The organism is Pseudomonas sp. GV085 (assembly GCF_003050925.1).
Lineage (GTDB): Bacteria > Pseudomonadota > Gammaproteobacteria > Pseudomonadales > Pseudomonadaceae > Aquipseudomonas.
In genome coordinates this window covers 130750-148980 of the sequence record NZ_QAOV01000006.1, presented here as the reverse complement: position 1 = coordinate 148980, position 18231 = coordinate 130750, and the positions used below count along the sequence as shown (strand labels likewise).

19 protein-coding genes, 1 tRNA gene and 2 pseudogenes are annotated in these 18231 nt (G+C 55.6%); 11 read left to right on the top strand and 11 right to left on the bottom strand.

Going from position 1 to position 18231, the window contains the following annotated elements; translation table 11 throughout:
• Window positions 1-161: 161 nt before the first annotated feature.
• Window positions 162-857 carry a B3/4 domain-containing protein gene (locus C8K63_RS14790; RefSeq protein WP_108217380.1) on the bottom strand — a complete coding sequence of 232 codons (696 nt, stop codon included), beginning with the start codon at window positions 855-857 and terminating at the stop codon, window positions 162-164.
• 45 nt (window positions 858-902) lie between these two features.
• Here C8K63_RS14790 and C8K63_RS14785 point away from each other — a divergent pair, with 45 nt between their 5' ends.
• Together C8K63_RS14785 and C8K63_RS14780 are read left to right on the top strand one after the other, a co-directional pair.
• Entirely contained in the window at window positions 903-1520 is a 618-nt protein-coding gene (locus C8K63_RS14785; RefSeq protein WP_108217379.1) for a helix-turn-helix domain-containing protein, read from the top strand.
• A gap of 137 nt (window positions 1521-1657) precedes the next feature.
• Complete coding sequence (locus tag C8K63_RS14780) at window positions 1658-2293, top strand: LysE family translocator (RefSeq protein WP_108217378.1); 636 nt, start codon at window positions 1658-1660, stop codon at window positions 2291-2293.
• 611 nt (window positions 2294-2904) lie between these two features.
• Here C8K63_RS14780 and C8K63_RS14770 read toward each other — a convergent pair.
• The 7 genes and pseudogenes from C8K63_RS14770 to C8K63_RS14740 form a co-directional block, all read right to left on the bottom strand.
• Window positions 2905-3192, bottom strand: a pseudogene (locus C8K63_RS14770) (TIR domain-containing protein); the annotation flags it as partial.
• Between the two features lie 204 nt (window positions 3193-3396).
• The gene (locus tag C8K63_RS14765; RefSeq protein WP_108217375.1) at window positions 3397-4800 is read right to left on the bottom strand and encodes an amino acid permease; all 1404 of its coding nucleotides are present in this window, start codon (window positions 4798-4800) and stop codon (window positions 3397-3399) included.
• A gap of 230 nt (window positions 4801-5030) precedes the next feature.
• The gene (locus C8K63_RS14760; protein WP_108217374.1) at window positions 5031-5369 is read right to left on the bottom strand and encodes an NAD(P)-dependent oxidoreductase; all 339 of its coding nucleotides are present in this window, start codon (window positions 5367-5369) and stop codon (window positions 5031-5033) included.
• Complete coding sequence (locus C8K63_RS31245; RefSeq protein WP_108217581.1) at window positions 5266-5523, bottom strand: NAD(P)-dependent oxidoreductase; 258 nt, start codon at window positions 5521-5523, stop codon at window positions 5266-5268. Before C8K63_RS31245 ends, C8K63_RS14760 begins: the two co-directional genes overlap by 104 nt.
• Window positions 5524-5526: 3 nt before the next feature.
• On the bottom strand, window positions 5527-6561 hold the full coding sequence (locus C8K63_RS14750) for an ABC transporter substrate-binding protein (protein WP_108217373.1): 1035 nt from the start codon (window positions 6559-6561) through the stop codon (window positions 5527-5529).
• A 290-nt stretch (window positions 6562-6851) separates the two neighbouring features.
• Window positions 6852-8171 carry an aspartate aminotransferase family protein gene (locus tag C8K63_RS14745; RefSeq protein ID WP_108217372.1) on the bottom strand — a complete coding sequence of 440 codons (1320 nt, stop codon included), beginning with the start codon at window positions 8169-8171 and terminating at the stop codon, window positions 6852-6854.
• On the bottom strand, window positions 8168-9235 hold the full coding sequence (locus tag C8K63_RS14740; protein ID WP_108217371.1) for a phosphotransferase: 1068 nt from the start codon (window positions 9233-9235) through the stop codon (window positions 8168-8170). The genes C8K63_RS14745 and C8K63_RS14740 overlap by 4 nt, the downstream gene beginning before the upstream one ends.
• A gap of 296 nt (window positions 9236-9531) precedes the next feature.
• Between C8K63_RS14740 and C8K63_RS14735 the strand changes: the two genes are divergently transcribed.
• From C8K63_RS14735 to C8K63_RS30825, 4 genes are all read left to right on the top strand, one after another.
• Window positions 9532-10995, top strand: coding sequence for a PLP-dependent aminotransferase family protein (locus C8K63_RS14735; protein WP_108217370.1), 1464 nt, complete (start codon window positions 9532-9534; stop codon window positions 10993-10995).
• A gap of 676 nt (window positions 10996-11671) precedes the next feature.
• Entirely contained in the window at window positions 11672-12892 is a 1221-nt protein-coding gene (locus C8K63_RS14725) for a PAS domain-containing sensor histidine kinase (RefSeq protein ID WP_108217368.1), read from the top strand.
• 86 nt (window positions 12893-12978) lie between these two features.
• A complete protein-coding gene (locus tag C8K63_RS30830; protein ID WP_223531109.1) occupies window positions 12979-13197 on the top strand; it encodes a hypothetical protein in 219 nt (72 codons plus the stop codon).
• Between the two features lie 6 nt (window positions 13198-13203).
• Window positions 13204-13371: a response regulator transcription factor gene (locus tag C8K63_RS30825; RefSeq protein WP_223531110.1), complete on the top strand. Its 168-nt coding sequence runs from the start codon at window positions 13204-13206 to the stop codon at window positions 13369-13371.
• Window positions 13372-13402: 31 nt separating this feature from the next.
• On the opposite strand, the gene C8K63_RS30350 is transcribed toward C8K63_RS30825, so the two are convergent.
• Window positions 13403-13570, bottom strand: coding sequence for a hypothetical protein (locus tag C8K63_RS30350; protein ID WP_158273943.1), 168 nt, complete (start codon window positions 13568-13570; stop codon window positions 13403-13405).
• A 160-nt stretch (window positions 13571-13730) separates the two neighbouring features.
• Between C8K63_RS30350 and C8K63_RS14715 the strand changes: the two genes are divergently transcribed.
• A complete protein-coding gene (locus C8K63_RS14715) occupies window positions 13731-14297 on the top strand; it encodes a response regulator (protein WP_108217367.1) in 567 nt (188 codons plus the stop codon).
• 399 nt (window positions 14298-14696) lie between these two features.
• A complete protein-coding gene (locus C8K63_RS14710; protein ID WP_108217366.1) occupies window positions 14697-14996 on the top strand; it encodes a hypothetical protein in 300 nt (99 codons plus the stop codon).
• Window positions 14997-15147: 151 nt separating this feature from the next.
• On the opposite strand, the pseudogene C8K63_RS14705 reads toward C8K63_RS14710, so the two are convergent.
• Window positions 15148-15411, bottom strand: a pseudogene (locus C8K63_RS14705) (terminase large subunit domain-containing protein); the annotation flags it as partial.
• 194 nt (window positions 15412-15605) lie between these two features.
• Window positions 15606-15741: transfer RNA gene (locus C8K63_RS30345), tRNA-Leu, on the bottom strand.
• Window positions 15742-16074: 333 nt separating this feature from the next.
• On the opposite strand from C8K63_RS30345, the gene C8K63_RS14695 reads away from it, so the two are divergent.
• The 3 genes from C8K63_RS14695 to C8K63_RS14685 all read left to right on the top strand — a co-directional run bounded on the left by C8K63_RS14695 (window position 16075) and on the right by C8K63_RS14685 (window position 18089).
• Window positions 16075-16284 carry a hypothetical protein gene (locus C8K63_RS14695; protein WP_108217365.1) on the top strand — a complete coding sequence of 70 codons (210 nt, stop codon included), beginning with the start codon at window positions 16075-16077 and terminating at the stop codon, window positions 16282-16284.
• Between the two features lie 339 nt (window positions 16285-16623).
• Window positions 16624-17496: a TauD/TfdA family dioxygenase gene (locus tag C8K63_RS14690; RefSeq protein ID WP_218279798.1), complete on the top strand. Its 873-nt coding sequence runs from the start codon at window positions 16624-16626 to the stop codon at window positions 17494-17496.
• A gap of 113 nt (window positions 17497-17609) precedes the next feature.
• Window positions 17610-18089, top strand: a complete 480-nt coding sequence (locus tag C8K63_RS14685) for a 2,4'-dihydroxyacetophenone dioxygenase family protein (RefSeq protein WP_108217363.1) — start codon at window positions 17610-17612, stop codon at window positions 18087-18089.
• Window positions 18090-18231 lie beyond the last annotated feature (142 nt).

The following is an 18231-nucleotide window of genomic DNA, read 5'->3' as shown; positions in this document are numbered from 1 at the left end:
ACACCATGCGCTATGGAGATTTCTTCGATTCAGCTGCAGGCTTTTCCAACGTGATGTGGTTGGGCATGATTGCCACCGATCAAAAAGGCTGCGTGCGAGGCAAGATTGGACATAACCCCGTATGCATCCCCACAAGCAGCCCGTGCCGTCTCGCTTATTTACTAATTGGCACCTGGACCGATAAGTACACTCTCAATCTGAGCGCCTGGCATCATCAGTTGCAGGCCTTCTATCAGCTTGTCACCCGCTTCAGTCAATGCCTCGAGCGGCATTGTCGGCAGACTTTCCAGAATGAACCACATGTGCTTCGCATCTGCACTGAGCCGTGTTCTGACGCCCTGGCGCCAATTCCAACGACGGCAAGTCACCCCCTTATCGTCCCGCCAAACAACCTCGCCAGAATCAGGATATTCGTGGGCTGGAGCACCTTCTTTCATGGTGTCGAAAGGTTCCGACCCATCAGCTACAGCGAGTCGCGGCGAGCCCACATAGGCTTCGACGTTCTCACCGCCGACAGGAACTGCGTACTCAATGCTGATGGCGTTATAGAGATCAACCACTGGATCGATACTCGGCAGACTACCGTCACGCAGGACTCGTTTGCGAAGAGCTTCAGCTGAGCAAGGGGTGCGCTGCGGCTTGGCACCGAATTTTCGGAAGAGATCCGCCCAAGCGGTCAGGTGAGCTTCCGCCCATAGAGCACCACCCGCCGTGACTGATTGACAGGCTCGAGACAAAGCGTCCTTGCCAATATCTGGATTGGCGATTGGTGCAGCTTCGACCACAATGCTGAGCGCTCTGAACTCAGGTGCCAAATTGATTACGTCTTGGTCGATTGACGGCAGTACGGACAGCATCAGAGAATCCCTTTAATCCTAAAATTCATTTCATACTAGCGACCAATGACCAAAATAGTCAATATACCGACCAACACCGGGGCCGACGTTCAAACCGTTAGCGAGGCAGTTTCCCGTAGGCTCAAAGAGGAACGAAAGAAGCGGAAAATCACTCTCGACGAGCTTTCCCGTCGCTCCGGTGTCAGCAAGGGCATGGTGGTCGAGATAGAGAAATGCACGGCTAACCCAAGCATCGCGATCCTTTGCAAAATCGCTGCTGCTTTGGGTCTTTCAGTTGCTGATGTCGTGAACGTGTCCGACGCCCCATCTGCCCACCTCATCGAAAGTAAGGATATCCCCACACTCTGGACAGGAAACTTGGGGGGGACGGCTCGGCTCCTGGCTGGAACCAGTGGTCCGAACATGATTGAGCTTTGGCGCTGGGAAATGTTTCCCGGCGAAACTTTTGCCTCCTCAGGGCATCCTCACGGCACTACTGAGCTATTTCACGTGGAGAAAGGGACACTTCACTTCACAGTAGGTGATACCGAGCTGAGCATTTCTGCGGGTTGCTCAGCCGTAGCAAAAACAGACGTACCTCATGCCTACTCAAATAACGGCAAATCAAAACTGATATTCACCATGTCTGTAACGGAGATCCACCAATCCGGGCGTGAAATATAGCGTTCAGACAGCATCGCACTGAAGCTTACAGAGGAGTCCGCGCGGGTCGGCTCTTGTGGTCGTCCATCATCGCCCCGTCATAGGGCTGCTAGCAACAGAGCCGCTGACTGGCATAGAACTTCGTTAAGGGGCTTTTAATGTCATTTGATTACCACCATCTCCTCCTCGTATTCACGGCCTATATTGTTGGAGCAGCGAGCCCTGGACCGAGCAACATGCGGATAATGGGCGTCGCGATGAACCAAGGCAGGCAGCCTGCGCTCCTGCTAGCAGCGGGTGTCATCAGTGGTTCGATTTTCTGGGGATCGATGGCAGCCACGGGCGTCTCAGCGATCCTGGCACAATATGCGCAAGCGCTGGGCGCCTTAAAAACGGTTGGCGGTGCTTACCTGCTCTTCCTTGCCATCAAAGCAGGCCGCTCTGCTCTAACGTCCAATGAGCGGCTCGAGAAAGAGATAGCGGCCGCGCCAAAAGTCTCGGGGTTCAGCCTGTATCAGCGCGGCTTGCTCATGCATCTCACAAACCCCAAGGCACTACTCGGTTGGATCGCTACCATGACCCTTGGCTTGGGGCCGCAAGCTTCGCCAAAAACAGTCGCGATTATTCTGGCCGGTTGCGCCGTGCTTAGCGTCACTATCTTCTGTGGCTATGCGATCGTCTTCTCCACCGCGCCTATGATTCGGGGATACCGCCGAGCGCGCCGATGGATCGAAGGCACCCTTGCGCTAGTTTTCGGAGCGGCTGGAGTAAAGCTGATGTTCTCCCACTCTTAGCCTTGGTCTCGGCTAGCTGTTGACGCTCGTCAATAAATAACGGAAGCACATTGGACGATCGCACCTTCTGCTGATTTTCCCCAATGAATCACGCGAATTACTTCTGGTTGACTGGACCGTCTTCGCCCCTCCATACAACGCTCCCAAGACCTCACAGATCGACGCCAACGGCTCACTTGGTGATTTACTCCGAACTCACCCGATTATTGGTCCTTTGCTGCGGCGGAACAGAAGAGCAAGGATGCAATTGTTCCCTCCCCCATGCAGACCTGCCACCGGACGACTGAAAGTCATGCTGTCAACGAAAATTTGGACATTCTGGACTCAGCATCACTTGCGGGACCGGCTTTACACGCATGACCGCAGAAGTCGCGCCCGGTCGCATCGGCATTGTTCTTAGACTCGAGATCTCTCGCCTGGCGTGTAATAACGCTAACGGCGGCCAACTGTTCGACCATGGCCACGCATGCCCACGCCGCCGAAGGCGATTACCGCCTGGGCACTCAGGGCGAAGTGCTCGATGGCCGAGTGATGTACACCATCGGTGGTGACTCCGCAGTGGGTAGGCGTACGCCAATCAGGGCGTGACCTTTTTCAAGTGTCGCCGAGATTTCCCAATCGATGTAATTCCGCTTTGAGCTTTCCGCGCCAACAAATACGATCGTACAAGACGTGCCGGTGATGTGATTTTCCCGAATACGGCGCATCACGTAATTGACGTCATCGCTATCGATGCTGCGCTCAAGGGAGTTGTCGTAGATCACATCGCAGGTAACATGAAATGCGTTTGAAAAAGCGTTGTAGCAAGCCTGGTCACTGTGGTGATGGTAGCTCACGAATACTTTGTGTTTCACCGGCGCCCGGGGGCGGTAAGCGCCACCGAAAATTCCATAACTCATCAGTGCTCCTTGGCATTTACCGTCGATGGTGAAATGCAATTTCGCACGTTATTCCCCCATGCCCATTCTAGAAGCAGCATTCGCAAAGTACCCCTACCGGCGGCAGACATCCTGTCCGCCGCCTGGCCCATGCTAGTGATCAGCTCCGCTTAATCACGAAGCTGCTCAGCATTGGCTGCCAGATATCCGAACCAATAGCGTGGCTTAGCGGGAATTGCAGCGCAGCTGATGGACGATGCCGATCAGTGCGACGAGGATCCCTGCACCACCTGTAGACACAACCAGGACTTGGTATTCAGGCATGCAAGCCATGATCACGATGCACGCCAGAATGAACACAATCACTGCCCAGGTAAGCCAAGGATAGAGCCACATTTTGAGCGGGATATCTTGGCTTTGGTCCTTGAGCTTGCGACGCATTTTAAGCTGCGAATACGCAATCACCAGATAAACCAGCAAAGCAATCATGCCGGTAGTGTTCATCAGCGTATCGAGCACATCTTTGGGGCGCAGAGTTTCGCTGAAGTTAATGAGCGCTAGAACCACGGAAATCGCGCAAGAACCGATGACGGCATAGATAGGCACACCGGTTTTTTGCCAGGTAATTTTGAAAATAGCCGGTGCGTCACCACGACTCGCGAGCGAAAACAGCATACGGGACGCCGTGTAGTGGGCAGAGATCATGCAACTGCTCACAGATGTCAGCACCACAACATTCATGATCAGCTCAGCCCCAGGGATGCCAAGCAGTTCGAGAGTACGGCGGTACGAGCCGTAGCCGGATTCGCCCAGCATCGGGTCATTCCACGGCACCAGGCATACGATCAGGAAGATGGAGCCGACATAGAACAGTGCGACACGCCAAATCACCGATTTAGTGGTCTTAACAATTTGACGCGACGGGTTGTCAGACTCCGATGCTGCGATAGTCGCGATTTCCGCACCAAGGAAGCCGAACATAACCCCGAGCATGGCACCTACTACGGGATCAAAGCCATTCGGCATAAACCCGTGTTCGGTTAAATTGCTGATTCCGCTAACAGGGCCGAAACTCCAGATATTGAGCACTGCAAGGCTGCCAATTGCCAGGAAGCTGAAGATGGCCACTACCTTGATCAGGGCAAACCAGAACTCAAATTCTCCGTAGTTTTTGACATTGAAGAAGTTGATGCTGATAAGCACCAGAGTCGTGGCCAGCACGAAGACGTTAACGCTTATGCCGGGTGCCCAGTTGTGCAGGATCTTTCCGGCCACGTAGGATTCCCAGGCCATGAGGATTACCCAGTAACCCCAATACAGCCAACCGATGGTGAATCCCGCCCAGCGCCCGATAGCGCGGTCGGCGTAGGTAGAGAACGATCCAGTATCGGGGGAAGAGGTTGCCATCTCACCGAGCATCCTCATGATGAGCATCATGAGAATCCCGCCAGCAAGATACGCTAGAACTGCCGCGGGGCCGGCACTATGAATGACGCTACCAGAACCCACGAACAGAGAACCGCCAATAACACCCGCGATAGACATCATCGTCAAATGTCGGGGTTTTAATCCCGCCTTCAGGCTGGTCTCCTGGCCCTGATCTTTACTTACAGCAAAACTTGTATCCATCGTACTACTACCTCTGATTGTTGTATTGGTAGGAGGTCAAGCCCATACATGTTTGGCACCGTTACCAAATTGAGTCAGGCAACTTTTAACCTCTACAAGGAATAACTAATACCCCTTGGAGAGACCGACTTGATTTGTAAGCGCTCGACCTTCAAGAGCAAGTTTTATGTTCTTTGCCATTTGCTGGGAGACACTGCTGGGCGTTGAAAGTCCGGCGACGTGCGGAGTGATCAAAATGTCGGATCCCAAAGGGGGCTTTCTATGGGTAAGGGTTCGACAGAAGCTAAGTCCAACATCGCCCCGGCAATCAGTCCTGCGTGCAGGTCAGACAGCAGGTCAGCTTCGACCAGGTGCGCACCACGCCCAATATTTATGAGCTGTACCGGACGTTTGAAGCACTCGAACAATCTGAAATTAAGAACTCCGTGTGTGGCTGGAGTCAGCGGCAGCACGTTGATCAGCATGTCAACATTTGCAGCCAACTCTTCGAGGTCGTTCACTCCAGATATAGGACGTGATATTTGGAAGAGATTTTGACGTAATGCTCCAACCCAGTACTTGGAATCCATCTCCGGCCAGGGCTTCGGCAATAGCCTTCCCGAGATTTACCAGGCCAAGGACTCCGATAGTGCGCTCGCGCGCACGAATCGGCGGCCTGAACTGCCAACGATGGAGCCGACTGTTTTTTTCCAAGAGATGGAGCTCACGGTGACTCGGTGCCACTGGTTACTTGCTGGCCCAGGACATGAAGCGTTGCTCCAGGGATTCGCCGTTATCGGTCCAGAATTCGACGTCCATTTGCAACGCGTTCTTCATGTTTTCCGGATGCGTCGGCAGCTCACTGGCGAGCTTCTTATCGAGCAGTGCCGCAACTGCAGTGTTGGTCGGGCCGTACGCCATTTTTTCGGTGTACAGCTTCTGTTGTTCCGGCCGCATGGCAAACGAAATGAATTTGTAAGCCGCGTCCAGATTGGGAGTCCCTTTCGGAATGGCCCATTCATCGAACTGGTAGAGGTTGCCGTCCCAGACGATCTTCAGATTGGCCCCGTTCTGCTGAGCGACGTGGATGCGGCCGTTATAGGACGAGCTCATCACTACGTCACCGGACATGAGGTACTGCGGCGGCTGAGCGCCAGCTTCCCACCACTGAATGTTCGGCTTGATCTCATCCAGCTTCTTGAAGGCACGATCGACGCCCACCGGCGTGGAGAGCACCTTGTAAATATCAGCCGGAGCTACGCCATCCGCCATGAGGGCGAATTCAAGGGCGCCGCGCGCAGACTTGCGCAAACTGCGCTTGCCAGGAAACTTCTTCAGGTCCCAGAAATCTTTCCACCCAGTGGGCGCGACCTTGAGCTTGTCAGCGTTGTACGCGAGCACATTCGACCAAACGAAAATACCTACGCCGCATTCGGTCTGCGCGCCGTTGACCAGAGGCTCCTTGATCCCTAGACGCTTGTAGTCGAGCTGCTCGAACAGCCCATCGCCACAACCCCGCGCGAGATCGTTGTCCTCCACGTCTAGGATGTCCCAGTTCACGCTCTTGGTGTCTACCATGGCTTTCACCTTGGCCATCTCACCGTTCCACTCACCGGCGATCACTTCCGTACTGGCTTCCTTCTCGAACGGCTTGTAGAAAGCCGTGATCTGAGCATCCTTACTCGCCCCGCCGTACGAGATAACGGTGACGCTCTCTGCCATCGCATTCCCCGCGATTGCCAACCCACTCAGTGCCACAAGACCCAGTACTTTTGCGTTCATTGCTGCGCTCCTATAAAGCTGCATGTAATTGTTTTAATTAGCAAAAAGTAGATTTGGAAGACAGGAAGATCTCTTGTTGTGAGTTGAAAACCTATTTTTCTCACGGCAGCTACGACAGAGATCTGGGTGGCACTGAAGCGAATAAAATTGCTTGCAGAAACCTAACTGTCCCGGTTGATCGTATTCAAATTATCTGGGGAGCAACCACGTACCTCCGTTACTAGACAGTGACCAAAATTTCCTAGGCGAAGTGGGAACATCTCGCGCCCCCACTCCGGCCTTGGCAGCGCTTACTTGAGATCGCCAAGTACGCTGTCGAGGGTTTCGATGAAGATGTCCGCCTGCGCTCGCTGGAAGATCAGCTGAGGACGAACCTTCAGAATGTTTTCCATCGGACCGGCAGAACTGATCAGCACGCCGCGCTCACGCAGCCCGTTGACCACCTGGCGCGTGGCGTCGGCATCGGGGGTTTTGGTGGAGCGATCGCTAACCAGCTCAACCCCTAGGAACAGGCCTGCGCCGCGAACGTCGCCGATGACTTCGTAACGCTTGGCAAGCTCCTCGATTCCAGCCTTCAGGTAAGCACCGACCGACGCGCAGTTGCGCAGCAGTCCTTCGTTCTGGATGACGTCCAACACGGCATTAGCCGCAGCACAGGACACCGGGTTGCCACCGAAGGTGTTGAAGTAGCGAGCGGTACGGCCGAACTCTTCGACGACATCAGAGCGCATGACCGCGGCGGCGATCGGCTGACCATTGCCCATGGGTTTACCCATGGTCACGATATCGGGCTCGACGCCGTGGCGCTGGAAGCCCCAGAGATGGGAGCCAGTGCGCCCGAAGCCGGATTGGACTTCGTCGGCGATGTACAGCAGGCCTTCCTGCTTCGCCAGGGCGATTGCATCCTTCGCAAAGCCGGCAGGGTCGGACAGTACGCCATCGCTGGCAAAAATGCCGTCGAAGAGAATGGCCGCAGGCTTGATGCCATTGGCGCGCATGTCATCGATGGCCGCGCGGACATCCTCCACGAAGACCCGCGCAACATTTTCGACGCCTAGGCGGTAGGCATCAGGTGCGCGGACTTTGCGGACGAACGTGCCCAGCTCGACGCCTGCTCCCAACGAGGGAGAGACAGCAGACACCAGGTCAGTGATGCCGTGGTAGGCGAGTTCGGTGACGATCACGCCAGTACCGCCGGTGTACTGCTTGGCGATTCGCAAGGCCAGGTCGTTCGCTTCGCTGCCGGTACAGGTGAACATCACGTGATTCAAGTACGAAGGGAACGTCGCCAGCAGTTTGTCTGCATAGTTCAGGATGCCCTCGTGCAGATAGCGCGTATGCGTGTTCAGCACCTTCACCTGCTCGCAGATCGCGTTGACCACGTGCGGGTTGCAGTGACCGATCGATGCGACGTTGTTGTAGGCGTCCAGGTAGCGCTTGCCGTCGGCGTCGTAGAGCCACACGCCCTCCCCCTTCACGATGTGCAGGGGACGCTCGTAGAAGAGGCGATATGCCGGGCCGAGGGTCTGGTCGCGGCGCGCGATGAGCCCGCGCTCTTCCTGGGAGAGATGTTCGGCGTCGGTCGCCGTGAAGCCATTAACCATTGTCATGCCACTGCCTCCTTCGAGCAGATGCGAGCGATTTGTTCTTGAGCGAGTCCACGGGGAATGTTTGAGAATCCACGGAGGCCGACCCACGCGGATGGGGCATTGCGCAGGATGTACGCTCGGTTTTCCGGATACATCGTCGCGCGCCAGTTCGTGATGGCGACGGTCATCACCATGCGTGCAGCAATGAGATCGAAGAGGATCTCCTGCTCAACCTCTTCCAGCGGGCATACGCTGTTGTACGCACCGATGAAGGGCAGCGCCTGGGATAGAACGTGCTCGCCAGCGCCCAACTGGTAGGAGGCGCCCACGGCCAGATCGTTTATCAGCGGCGCATGCACCATGTCGCCGAAGTCAAGGATATTGCGGATGTTCTCCGGACGATCACGTTCAACGATCACGTTGTGGAAGTTGAGGTCGTTGTGAATGACCTGACCACGGAGACCTTGAAGACGTGGGAGCGCGTAGGTTTCGAAGTTCTCGAGGAACCGGGCTACCAGGCTCCGGCCTTCGAGATCGGGAATCAGATCCAGCAAACTGCCCATGCGCGAACAGTGCTTGATGTCCCACAGAAGCTCATGGCCGGCAGCCGGATGGAAGAAGCCGCGCAGGGCAATGCCCAAGCGAGCCAGGTGTACGCCCAGGTTCTCACTCAGCACTTGGCTGGGAGCTTCGATCCTGTTGAGCGGTACACCCTCGACGAAGGAGAGCAGGCGCACCAAGACCTGTTGTCCACCCAGTTCGACCGGAATCTGATAGGTGCCGGACTGGTTCGGATAAACACGCGATACGGGCAGGGTGGGATCCGTGCGCTCGACGTGAAGAAGCGCCTTGTTCTGGAAGTCGGCTACGTTGACGTCCTCTGCTGAGTTGGAAACCTTCAGCAGGAACTGACGGCCATCCTGGCAGCGAAGATGGAAGTTCAGGTCACGTTCGCCGGCGAGCAGTTGTGCCTGGCAGTGCAGACCGAACTGCTCCAACGCCACGGCCTGCGCCTGCTCGTCAGAGGCCTGCGGAACAGCAGCGGTGAGGACATGATCATTCGGCGCATTGGTTTGAGTTTTCACGGATCGTCACTCTGAATAAACATCGGAATCAGCGGCTGCTCTGCGCAGCGGAAGTGACGATAATGCAGATTGGACAGAACGATTAGAGCCAGAGTTATCTAGTTTATAAGTCCACTTTTAGACCCCCTTCGAAAAGCGCCAGCACAGCCTCAAGACAGTTCAGGCTGAGGTCCGGCTACCGGGGCCAGGATGCGCATGAGCGTGGGTTCCGGGTCGATTTTGAAATACGGGCTGACATCGCTCGCTATTGGACTTATCTTTTACGCGCAAATACTTGCTGAGCTTGGGTCCAGTTTATGAGCGCGCGAATCCACGACTTTTTGGTTGGGAAGCTTGATAGGGAAGGCAGTGAAACGCTGCAGAGGCAGATCTATCAAATCATCCAAGACTCCATCCTTCGGGGGAGGTTGCCCGTGGATTTCAAAATGCCGTCCACGCGATCTCTGGCCGACCAATTACAAATTTCCCGTATCACCGTGTCACTGGCGTACGAGCGGCTCACCGAGGAGGGCTATCTGTATTCACGCCCCGGCAGCGGTACGTACGTAGCGGACACTCTTCCGCAAACCTATCTACCGAAGAAGGTTGAGGAAGCCGAGTACACAGCAGCTCTGCTTTCACGCCGCGGCTTGGCGATAACGTCCAGGGTCACTGGCCTCGCCAACGCCGGTGGCGCCTTCGTGCCTGGTGTAGCCGATGCAGACCTTTTCCCCTTCCACATCTGGAAGCGGCTGCAGAACAGGTACTTCCGGAAAAACCATATGGAGCTCACCGGGTACGTTGAGCACGGGGGATACCGCCGGCTTCGTGAGGCGCTCGCCTCCTACCTGTATGCATCCAGGGCGGTAAAGTGCAGATCCGAGCAGATCATCATCACGATGGGCACGCACCAGTCGTTGGATCTGGTGGCAAAATTGTTGAGTGATCCGGGTGACAGCGTATTGATCGAGACGCCTTGCCACTGGGGAGCTCCAGTCGTCTTTTCAGCCGCCGGCCTCGCTGCTCAACCCATTGCAATCGACTCGGATGGGGCCTGCCTTCCTGAGTTGGCCAACGAGGCTAATCCCCGCTTCGCGTTCATCACGCCATCGCATCAATACCCCACTGGCAACATCATGTCGCTGCAGCGCCGCCGGGAGTGGCTTGCGTTCAGCGATGCGCGGAACATCTGGATCCTCGAGGACGACTACGACAGCGAGTTTCGCTACGACACCGAGCCTCTGCCATCCCTGCAGGGGCTCGATACCAAGCACCGAGTTATCTATCTCGGGACCTTCAGCAAGGTGGCTTTCCCTGGTCTGCGCTTGAGCTACCTGGTGGTACCTGAGCCCCTGGCTGACGCCTTCAGCAAAGGGATGACCCAGCTGTATCGCCCAGGCCTCCTCCCCGTCCAGGCAGCTATGGCGGACTTCATCCAGGAGGGGCACTTCGCGAGCCACATTCGGAAGATGCGGACCGTGTACGCTGGAAGAAGAAATCTCTTGCAGAGAAGTCTGCTCCAGCAGTTTGGCTCTAAGATTCAGTTCTCCGCAGGCGCTGCGGGAATCCACCTCGCAGTCACCGTTACCCCCAAAGGCATTGCCCGGGAAATGATTCGTCGTGCACCGGAGTTTGGCCTGACCCTGAGGGGCTCCTACCAGCTTGATGCAACCGTCGATGATGATCTTCTGGTTCTGGGGTACGGAGGCATCAAGGAGCCGGATATCGCCCCGGCGGTTCAGCGCCTGAGGCAGCTCTACGACTCGATAACAGCAGGATAAGGTCATGGATTCAATCTTTAGTCGGCTTCGAACGGAGCGCAAACGCATAGGCGCCAGCCAGCAAACGCTAGCGGTGCTTCTGGACGTATCGAGACGAACCCAATGCAGTTACGAGTCCGATGCCAGCGACCTGACTTCAGCGAAGCCGGAATCGAACCGGCACGCCCTTACGAGCGGGGGATTTTAAGTCCAGGAATAATTATTTATAAATCAGCTGGTTATATAAAGACCCTCACCTCAAAATCACCTTACTGCTTGTCTTGCAGCCCAATAAATACTTGAGTTAAAAAACTTTGCGGCAAGAAATTCTCCCGCTGTTTTCCTAAATAACATCCCTTCGGCGAGAAGCCGCTACCGGCCGATTCTGTTGAAAAAGTCAGCCATGGTTTGCGCATCAGAAAAGTACGCGTCCGAGATTGAAATTTTTACATTTGGCAGAGGCATCCGGACTCGGATTTCACGTAGCAGCGTGCAAAAAAGGCATTTTAACCAGTCAATGATCAGGCAGTTTGGGCAGAGCGACTTTTTCAAAAGAATCGGCCATAAACGGTCATTCACGCTGGTGTACCCCCGAATGTCGAGGCCAATCACTGCGAAAGGGGCAAATCCTGAGGGTCCTTGCGCGAGTCGAGTCTATAATTTTCCAGATATCGACCCCATTGGTCAGTGAATGCAAATGCCCTCAGATGACGAGTCGCAACCCGGTTCTGACGTTCTCTCCGACGAAGCTGACGGAGGCTTACTGCTGACCGCAGAAAATGGCGAGATCGCACAGGTCAACCTCACGTTCTGCCGCTGGTTAGGCTACCGGCGAAAAGAGCTGCTCGGTCGTCACATCCAGGACTTGATGAAACACGAGGGAAGGACGTTCCACAAGATGTACTGGGCGCCCCTCATGCAGATACAGGGCGTCGTGGCTGATGTGAAGTTCGACCTCGTTCACTACAACGGACATTCCATTCCAATGATGCTCAGCGCCATCAGCTGTGAGCATTCTGCTGGCATTTTTCATGAAATGACCCTGTTCAAAGCCGCGGATAGCCAAAGGTACGAGCGCGAACTGCTCAATGCCCGAATGCTTGCCGAAAGGCATTTGGCGAAACACCTCAAGGACCAACGCGTACTGGATATGACCCAAGACAAGTTGCGTATCACGTACGCTGCGGCTGAAGACAGAGCCCTGTTCGCCGAGCAGCTTATCGGGATTGTCAGTCATGACCTGCGTAACCCATTGTCGGCGATAAAAATGGCGGCGGAACTGCTGGGCCGCAGGGAGATGGATGCTAAACAAGCACAAATACTTGGCCACATCACCCACTCGGTAGAGCGCGCACAGCGTCTGGTGGCCGATCTGCTGGATTTCACCTTGACGCAAGTCGGGCGAGGTATCTCGGTCCTGCCCAAACCCGTTGATCTACACGAACTGGTGGCCGATTGCCTGGACGAGTTGAGCCTGGCTTTTCCCGGGCATAAGTTGACCCATCTGCGGTATGGGCAAGGTGATTTTTCTGCAGACAGTGATCGGCTCTATCAGCTCATCGGCAACCTGGTCGCCAATGCAGTCGCCTACGGCGCCGCCGATAGAGAAGTCACCGTTTCTACACACGTTGAAGATCAAGCGGTCATTATTACTGTGCACAATTTTGGCACCCCAATACCTGAGGTGTTGCTTGGGGATTTGTTCGAACCGATGATCCGTGGCAGTCATGACAATGCCGAACTCAGAAGTGTCGGGTTGGGTCTGTTCATCGTTCGGGAGATTGTAAGGGCGCACTACGGCGAAGTGGCTGTAACGTCTACTCTCACCACCGGTACAACATTCACTGCAACCTTTCCTCGCACCTTAAATCAGCTTGGATTGCCCCCTCACTCAGCCCCATCGCCCGTCCATTACTAGCCGACGATAGCCTGGCGTGACTGGCCGCTGTAGTTCGGTTGCTGCCTGTTGCGAAGGGCAGCAACCGACCCAGGCTCGCCGTTCTGATGTTGAGCATGCATTCGGTCGAGGCCAATGCGTTACGCGCAATCAAGCACGGCGCAGCGGGATACCTCACCAAGGATATTTCCGCCGCCACCCCGGTGGCGGCAGTCCGCAAGGTGGCCTCAGGCGGCAAGCACGTCAGTCCTGAGCTGGCAGAAAAACTGGTCAGCGCTATCGGCAGAGGCGACGGGGCACCCCACGAAGCGCTATCCGACCGGTAACTTGAAGTGCTAAAGCTCCTTGCTTCAGGCGAGAGAATTGTCCGCATCGCGCAGATATTGCACTTGAGCCCGAGTACCGTCACGACGTACCGGGCACGTATCCTGGAAAAAACCGGGATGGACAGCAACGCGAAACTGACCCGCTATGCACTTGAAAACGGCCTGTTGACTTAGAACACCCTGCCATCCGACGCAGCCGAGTCACTCAATCGTTCTCAGCATCCTCCACGCTCTGCGGTAAACGCCCGGGCATCATTGAATCGTCCTGATTGAACGTCAGGTACGGTTTGACGAACTGTGCAGGAATGATGCGCAGCACATGCCCGGCTTCGCCGAAGCGTCGCCCGATCCAGCCTGCTTGTAGTGGAATCACTACAAGCGCTTGGCCGATATCGCCACAAAGAACTCCGGCTAACGCCGATGGTGGGGTCCGTTCCAATCAGGCACATTTACCTCTCGGAAAATTTCCGTCCGCTGAATGGAGTTGTCTTCGTCAGCGTCTTGTAACGCCATGTCAAAAGTCAGGTGAAATCATGCAGGTCACCCACACCGAACCATTGACTGCACTGATGCCAGCCAGAGATACAGGCCCGTTGCGCCTGTTTGTCGTTGAGGATTCGAACGTTGTGCCAGCGCTGCGGCGCACGGTGTTGCCGCAGATCGCGGGCCTGTCACTTGCCGGGGTGTTCCACCGCGCATCGACCGCCATCGCTGCCATCCGGCGTGAACCGCCCGATGTCGTCTTGCTGGACGTCAACCTCGGCGACGGTCAGGGCATGGAAGTATTGCGTGTGGTCGCGGCCGAGTATCCGCGGACAAAAGTCATCGTGGTCAGCAATTGCGCAGCTCCGACAGATTGGAGGTACTTCACAAAAGCGGGAGCCTACGCCTTCTACGACAAGAACCATGAACTGGCCATCATGCGCCGCATGTTGGAGCGTTTAGCCCAGTCCTTGTTATCAGAAGATTTTTTCTGCTGGCAATCATTCCCAAATGGGAGCGGTACCCCATGGAACCAATCAGCAAAGAACACGACTTTCTCGCCGTGCTGCGGCACGTCATGTCGCATGGCGTCATCACCTTGCTGGCAGTGGCCATAGCGTTTGCCACGCCGGATGCCGCACGGTTCATTCTCTATGTATGGTGGCCTCGCGTGGAGTTGGACGCCAATCAGCTGCTTGCGACAGAAATCGTGCTGGCCTCAACCTTGATAGTTCTGTTCCATCTGTGCAAACGCGCATGGGACACCGCTGGGAGTATGACTTCGACGCCGCCGACCTGGTCCAGCGGGATGCGACCACTGGCAACGAGACCGGGCGTGCTCCGCTCGGACTCCCCGTCCATGGCAGCCGCTTGAACCTTCTCGTCTGCTTCAGGATATGGATATGCATGTGAGCAAATTGCACGAGTCAGAAAAGACTCTGGAATCGATATTCGTAAGTTGAGCGCGGAGTGCGCGCTGCATTCATGTTGAACCAATGTTCTAACTGGAGGACATTATGATGATAGGTTATTGGTTGTGTGCGTTGCTGTGGGGTGTGGTGTTGCTGGAGGAGATCCAACTCATGCCCCTTCAAGAATGGAAAGACGAGGGTCTGAAAAAGGTTCTGTTGCTGCGCCGGACTAGAACCCGGACCGGCTACTTTATTGCGTTGATCGCGGGCGCCATGTGCCTTTATAGCGAAATACTGGTGGGGCCGGTCGATCAGGGCATTTTCAATCCGGAGCTCATACTTGCCCTGTGTGGTGTTCTTTGGGGTGCTTATCTTTCCGTAGTCTGTATGAAGGGGAAGCGATAAATGCCTGGCTCCATGACGACTGCCGGCCAGTGATATTTCACTATCGTCGGCCGGCTGGGAAACTCCGCCGGTCAGGCGCTCAACTCAGCATTTGAACAGCCGCAGACACGTAGGCAGCCACAGCATCCTTCACCCACACGCTGTTCGGGTTGTCGTGGGACACGTCCAACGTGAGCCGTTGGGCCGCCGGTTTGCCCTTGTTGAAGCGCTCACCGGTCCAGAACGTGTAGGCCTCGTGGGCCATGCTCGACGGCGTCGAAAAATAGGTGCGCAGGTATTGCTTCTGCATCGCCATGCCGCTGGCAACTTTGTTCAGTTCGTTGAACTTGAACGTCCAGAAGAATTCGTCGAAGTAGAAATTGCCGTGGTAGCCCTCGGCGGTGCGAGCGTTCGTGCCCAGAAAGTGCAGCCCGGCGTTAACCGGCAACATTCGAGAGGCGATAGACCAACTAGATCACACCACCGTCGTGATGACCAAGCATTACATCCGTAACCGAAAAGGTAAGAAAGTGACGTCAACAAAGTAGGAATTGCGGCAAGATTCAAAAATTGCGGCAATAAAAAACTAAGGGCCTGCATGAGGTATCTCACGCAAGCCCTTGATATTCATGGTGCCCGAAGCCGGAATCGAACCGGCACGCCCTTACGAGCGGGGGATTTTAAGTCCCAAGGGAAAATCAATCAAGCCGCACCTTTCAATAGTTTTTCCGGGTCGCAATCACGCCTTTTTAGCTGCCATCCGGGCCAATGTTTCCGCATACCTTTCAGAGATTGCGGACCGGAAAAATCACCCATTTCAGAGTCAAAGTATGTTCTCGCTCCGAAGCGACCTACACCACAGATATGCCGATCACGCATACCATAGCGTCTCGCTGTGAGGTTCTCGGCCCCTAGCACCCCATGCTTGAAAATGGGCGCATTCCCCACCGTTTGTTGAGTCTTCTACTGACGCTCGCTGCAAACAGTGCCCTACAGAGCTCAACCAAAAATAGCGAATCCCCGAAAAAGTCCCCAAACCTTTTCGGCTTTTCCCCACGTTTGACGACTGCTACGCTGAAATCTCCACGGAGGATTCGCGATGCCAAACTCTGACCTGCTCCCTTCCCTGCTGTTCAAGCTCAACGAAAACCAACTTGCCCTTGAAGCCGCAATCCTGGAACTTTCGAACTGGGTCGAGCAGCGAGGATCAGCCGATGTCGCCGACAACGTGCGCAGCGCCCTTGAAGCTATCGACAAGAACGAAGAGTTCATCAAAATGACGCTCGCGGTGATGATGGCGCCGGAGTGAAGGCAAACGACCAGATATAGATAGTCCGTCCCAGCAGGAAAAACTGCGCCGGAGCGTGGACATTAATCAGCTTAGTCCGTGGTTCCAATGCGCCGTCCCAATATGCTAAGAAACTGTCCCGCCGCGCCCATAGTCTCGTGCCCGAGATATCTACTATAGGACCAGTACCTCTGCCATCAGCGGTGGCCTGTTACCTATACCGGATGCACATCTTGCGCATCGCCGTACAAGCACGGATTGGAGACAACAATGACAAAAATCGCCGACATCCAAAACACTCCTTCACCAGCATCGCCCTCGGCACCGGCCATCATCCGGTCGTCGGTGCGCCAGCATTCGATCAAGGTAGAGCTTTGCACACCCGCCATCGGCGCCGAGCTCAGCAACGTCAGCCTTGTCGACGCTGCCCAAGATCCAGAACTGATCGCGCAAATCCGGGAGCTGTGGCTCAAGCACAAAGTGCTGTTCTTCCGCGATCAAGACATCACCCCGCTGGAGCAACAGCACTTCGCCATGCAATTCGCGGAACTGGAAAGCCATCCCCTGGCGCCCAGCCATCCGGAGGCGGACAAGCTGCTGACGCTGTATCGCAATCTCGAGCCGGGCAAGCCCAAGAGCTACGTCGAAAAGGCCAGCCGCGAAAACCTCTGGCATGCCGATGTCACCTTCAAGCAAGCTCCGCCGCGCGGCGCGGTGTTGCGTTGCGAACTGGGCCCGGAGACTGGCGGAGACACGCTGTTTTCCAACATGGTGATGGCCTACGACAATCTACCCGACACCATCAAGCAACGGATCGAGGGCTTGTATGCCAAGCACGGCGCCGAACAATCCTTTGGTGCCCAGTTGCCGCGTGAAGAACGTCTCGCGATGGCCGTGAAGACCCCCAGCGCTGAACACCCGGTGGTGCTTATCCATCCTGAGACGGGTGAAAAGGTGTTGTTCGTCAACTCGGCGTTCACCACCCATTTCTCGAATTTCTTCAACTTCGAGGACGTCCGTTACGGTCAGGACTTCATGCCGGAGGCTCATCATCTGATGAACTACCTGATCTCCCAGGCCGCCATTCCGGAATATCAGGTACGCCTGAAGTGGCGGACCAACACGGTTGCCATGTGGGACAACCTGCAAGTTCAGCACTACGCAGTGGCTGACTACGGCAATGCGCCAAGAAAGATGCTGCGTGCCACCCTCGTGGGTACCCCGCTCGTCTGATCCAAACGGTTCCCTCCGGGAAAATTCAGGACACCCGACCGACCATCTGAGTCAGTCGGGTAACCCTGGCCGCTCACAATTGTTCGATCTCAAACAAAACAATGGAGATACCTATGCTCTACGAACACGTCGACACCGCAGTCATCGATGGCGAATCCCTGCCGTGGATTCCCTTTACGCCTTATGCGGAAAACGTCCTGCTGAAGTACTTCAAGCTCGACCCGATCCGTGGTGAATGGATCGTCATGATGAAGGCGCCGCTGGACATGCAACTGCCCAAGCACCACCACACCGGGACGGTGATGGTCTACACGATCGAAGGCCAGTGGAAATACAAGGAGCATGACTGGATCGCCGGCCCCGGCAGCATCGTCTACGAGACGGCCGCGTCGACTCACACCCCTGAAGTCGTCAGCACAGGAAGCGCAGACGGGTATTCGCTCATGCTGGTTCAAGTCACTGGCGATCTGGCGTTCCTGGACGGCAACGACAACATTGTCGCGCTGGAAAACTGGAAGACGGGGTTGCAACGTTATCTAGCTTATTGCGAGCAGCATGACATCGCACCGAAAGACCTCACGGCATTCAACTGATCCGAGTTCCAGGAAAACGCCCGGCATCCCTCGATTCATAGGGGAGCCGGGACAGTAACCTGATCGCAAAAATCCAGGGGAGGAAAACAGGCTGTCCCGGTTCGCGGTTTTGACGCGGAGTCTGACAGAGGGCCTTGGCCGC

What these genes read in the sequence shown, in the direction of transcription:
- C8K63_RS14685 (WP_108217363.1), top strand. Translation starts at nt 17,610, where the DNA reads ATGCTCTACGAACACGTCGACACCGCAGTCATCGATGGCGAATCCCTG.
- C8K63_RS14765 (WP_108217375.1), bottom strand. Translation starts at nt 4,800, where the DNA reads ATGGATACAAGTTTTGCTGTAAGTAAAGATCAGGGCCAGGAGACCAGC.
- C8K63_RS14725 (WP_108217368.1), top strand. Translation starts at nt 11,672, where the DNA reads ATGCCCTCAGATGACGAGTCGCAACCCGGTTCTGACGTTCTCTCCGAC.
- C8K63_RS14785 (WP_108217379.1), top strand. Translation starts at nt 903, where the DNA reads ATGACCAAAATAGTCAATATACCGACCAACACCGGGGCCGACGTTCAA.
- C8K63_RS14780 (WP_108217378.1), top strand. Translation starts at nt 1,658, where the DNA reads ATGTCATTTGATTACCACCATCTCCTCCTCGTATTCACGGCCTATATT.
- C8K63_RS14710 (WP_108217366.1), top strand. Translation starts at nt 14,697, where the DNA reads ATGATGATAGGTTATTGGTTGTGTGCGTTGCTGTGGGGTGTGGTGTTG.
- C8K63_RS14745 (WP_108217372.1), bottom strand. Translation starts at nt 8,171, where the DNA reads ATGACAATGGTTAATGGCTTCACGGCGACCGACGCCGAACATCTCTCC.
- C8K63_RS30830 (WP_223531109.1), top strand. Translation starts at nt 12,979, where the DNA reads ATGTTGAGCATGCATTCGGTCGAGGCCAATGCGTTACGCGCAATCAAG.
- C8K63_RS14695 (WP_108217365.1), top strand. Translation starts at nt 16,075, where the DNA reads ATGCCAAACTCTGACCTGCTCCCTTCCCTGCTGTTCAAGCTCAACGAA.
- C8K63_RS14760 (WP_108217374.1), bottom strand. Translation starts at nt 5,369, where the DNA reads ATGGATTCCAAGTACTGGGTTGGAGCATTACGTCAAAATCTCTTCCAA.
- C8K63_RS14750 (WP_108217373.1), bottom strand. Translation starts at nt 6,561, where the DNA reads ATGAACGCAAAAGTACTGGGTCTTGTGGCACTGAGTGGGTTGGCAATC.
- C8K63_RS14790 (WP_108217380.1), bottom strand. Translation starts at nt 857, where the DNA reads ATGCTGTCCGTACTGCCGTCAATCGACCAAGACGTAATCAATTTGGCA.
- C8K63_RS14735 (WP_108217370.1), top strand. Translation starts at nt 9,532, where the DNA reads ATGAGCGCGCGAATCCACGACTTTTTGGTTGGGAAGCTTGATAGGGAA.
- C8K63_RS14715 (WP_108217367.1), top strand. Translation starts at nt 13,731, where the DNA reads ATGCAGGTCACCCACACCGAACCATTGACTGCACTGATGCCAGCCAGA.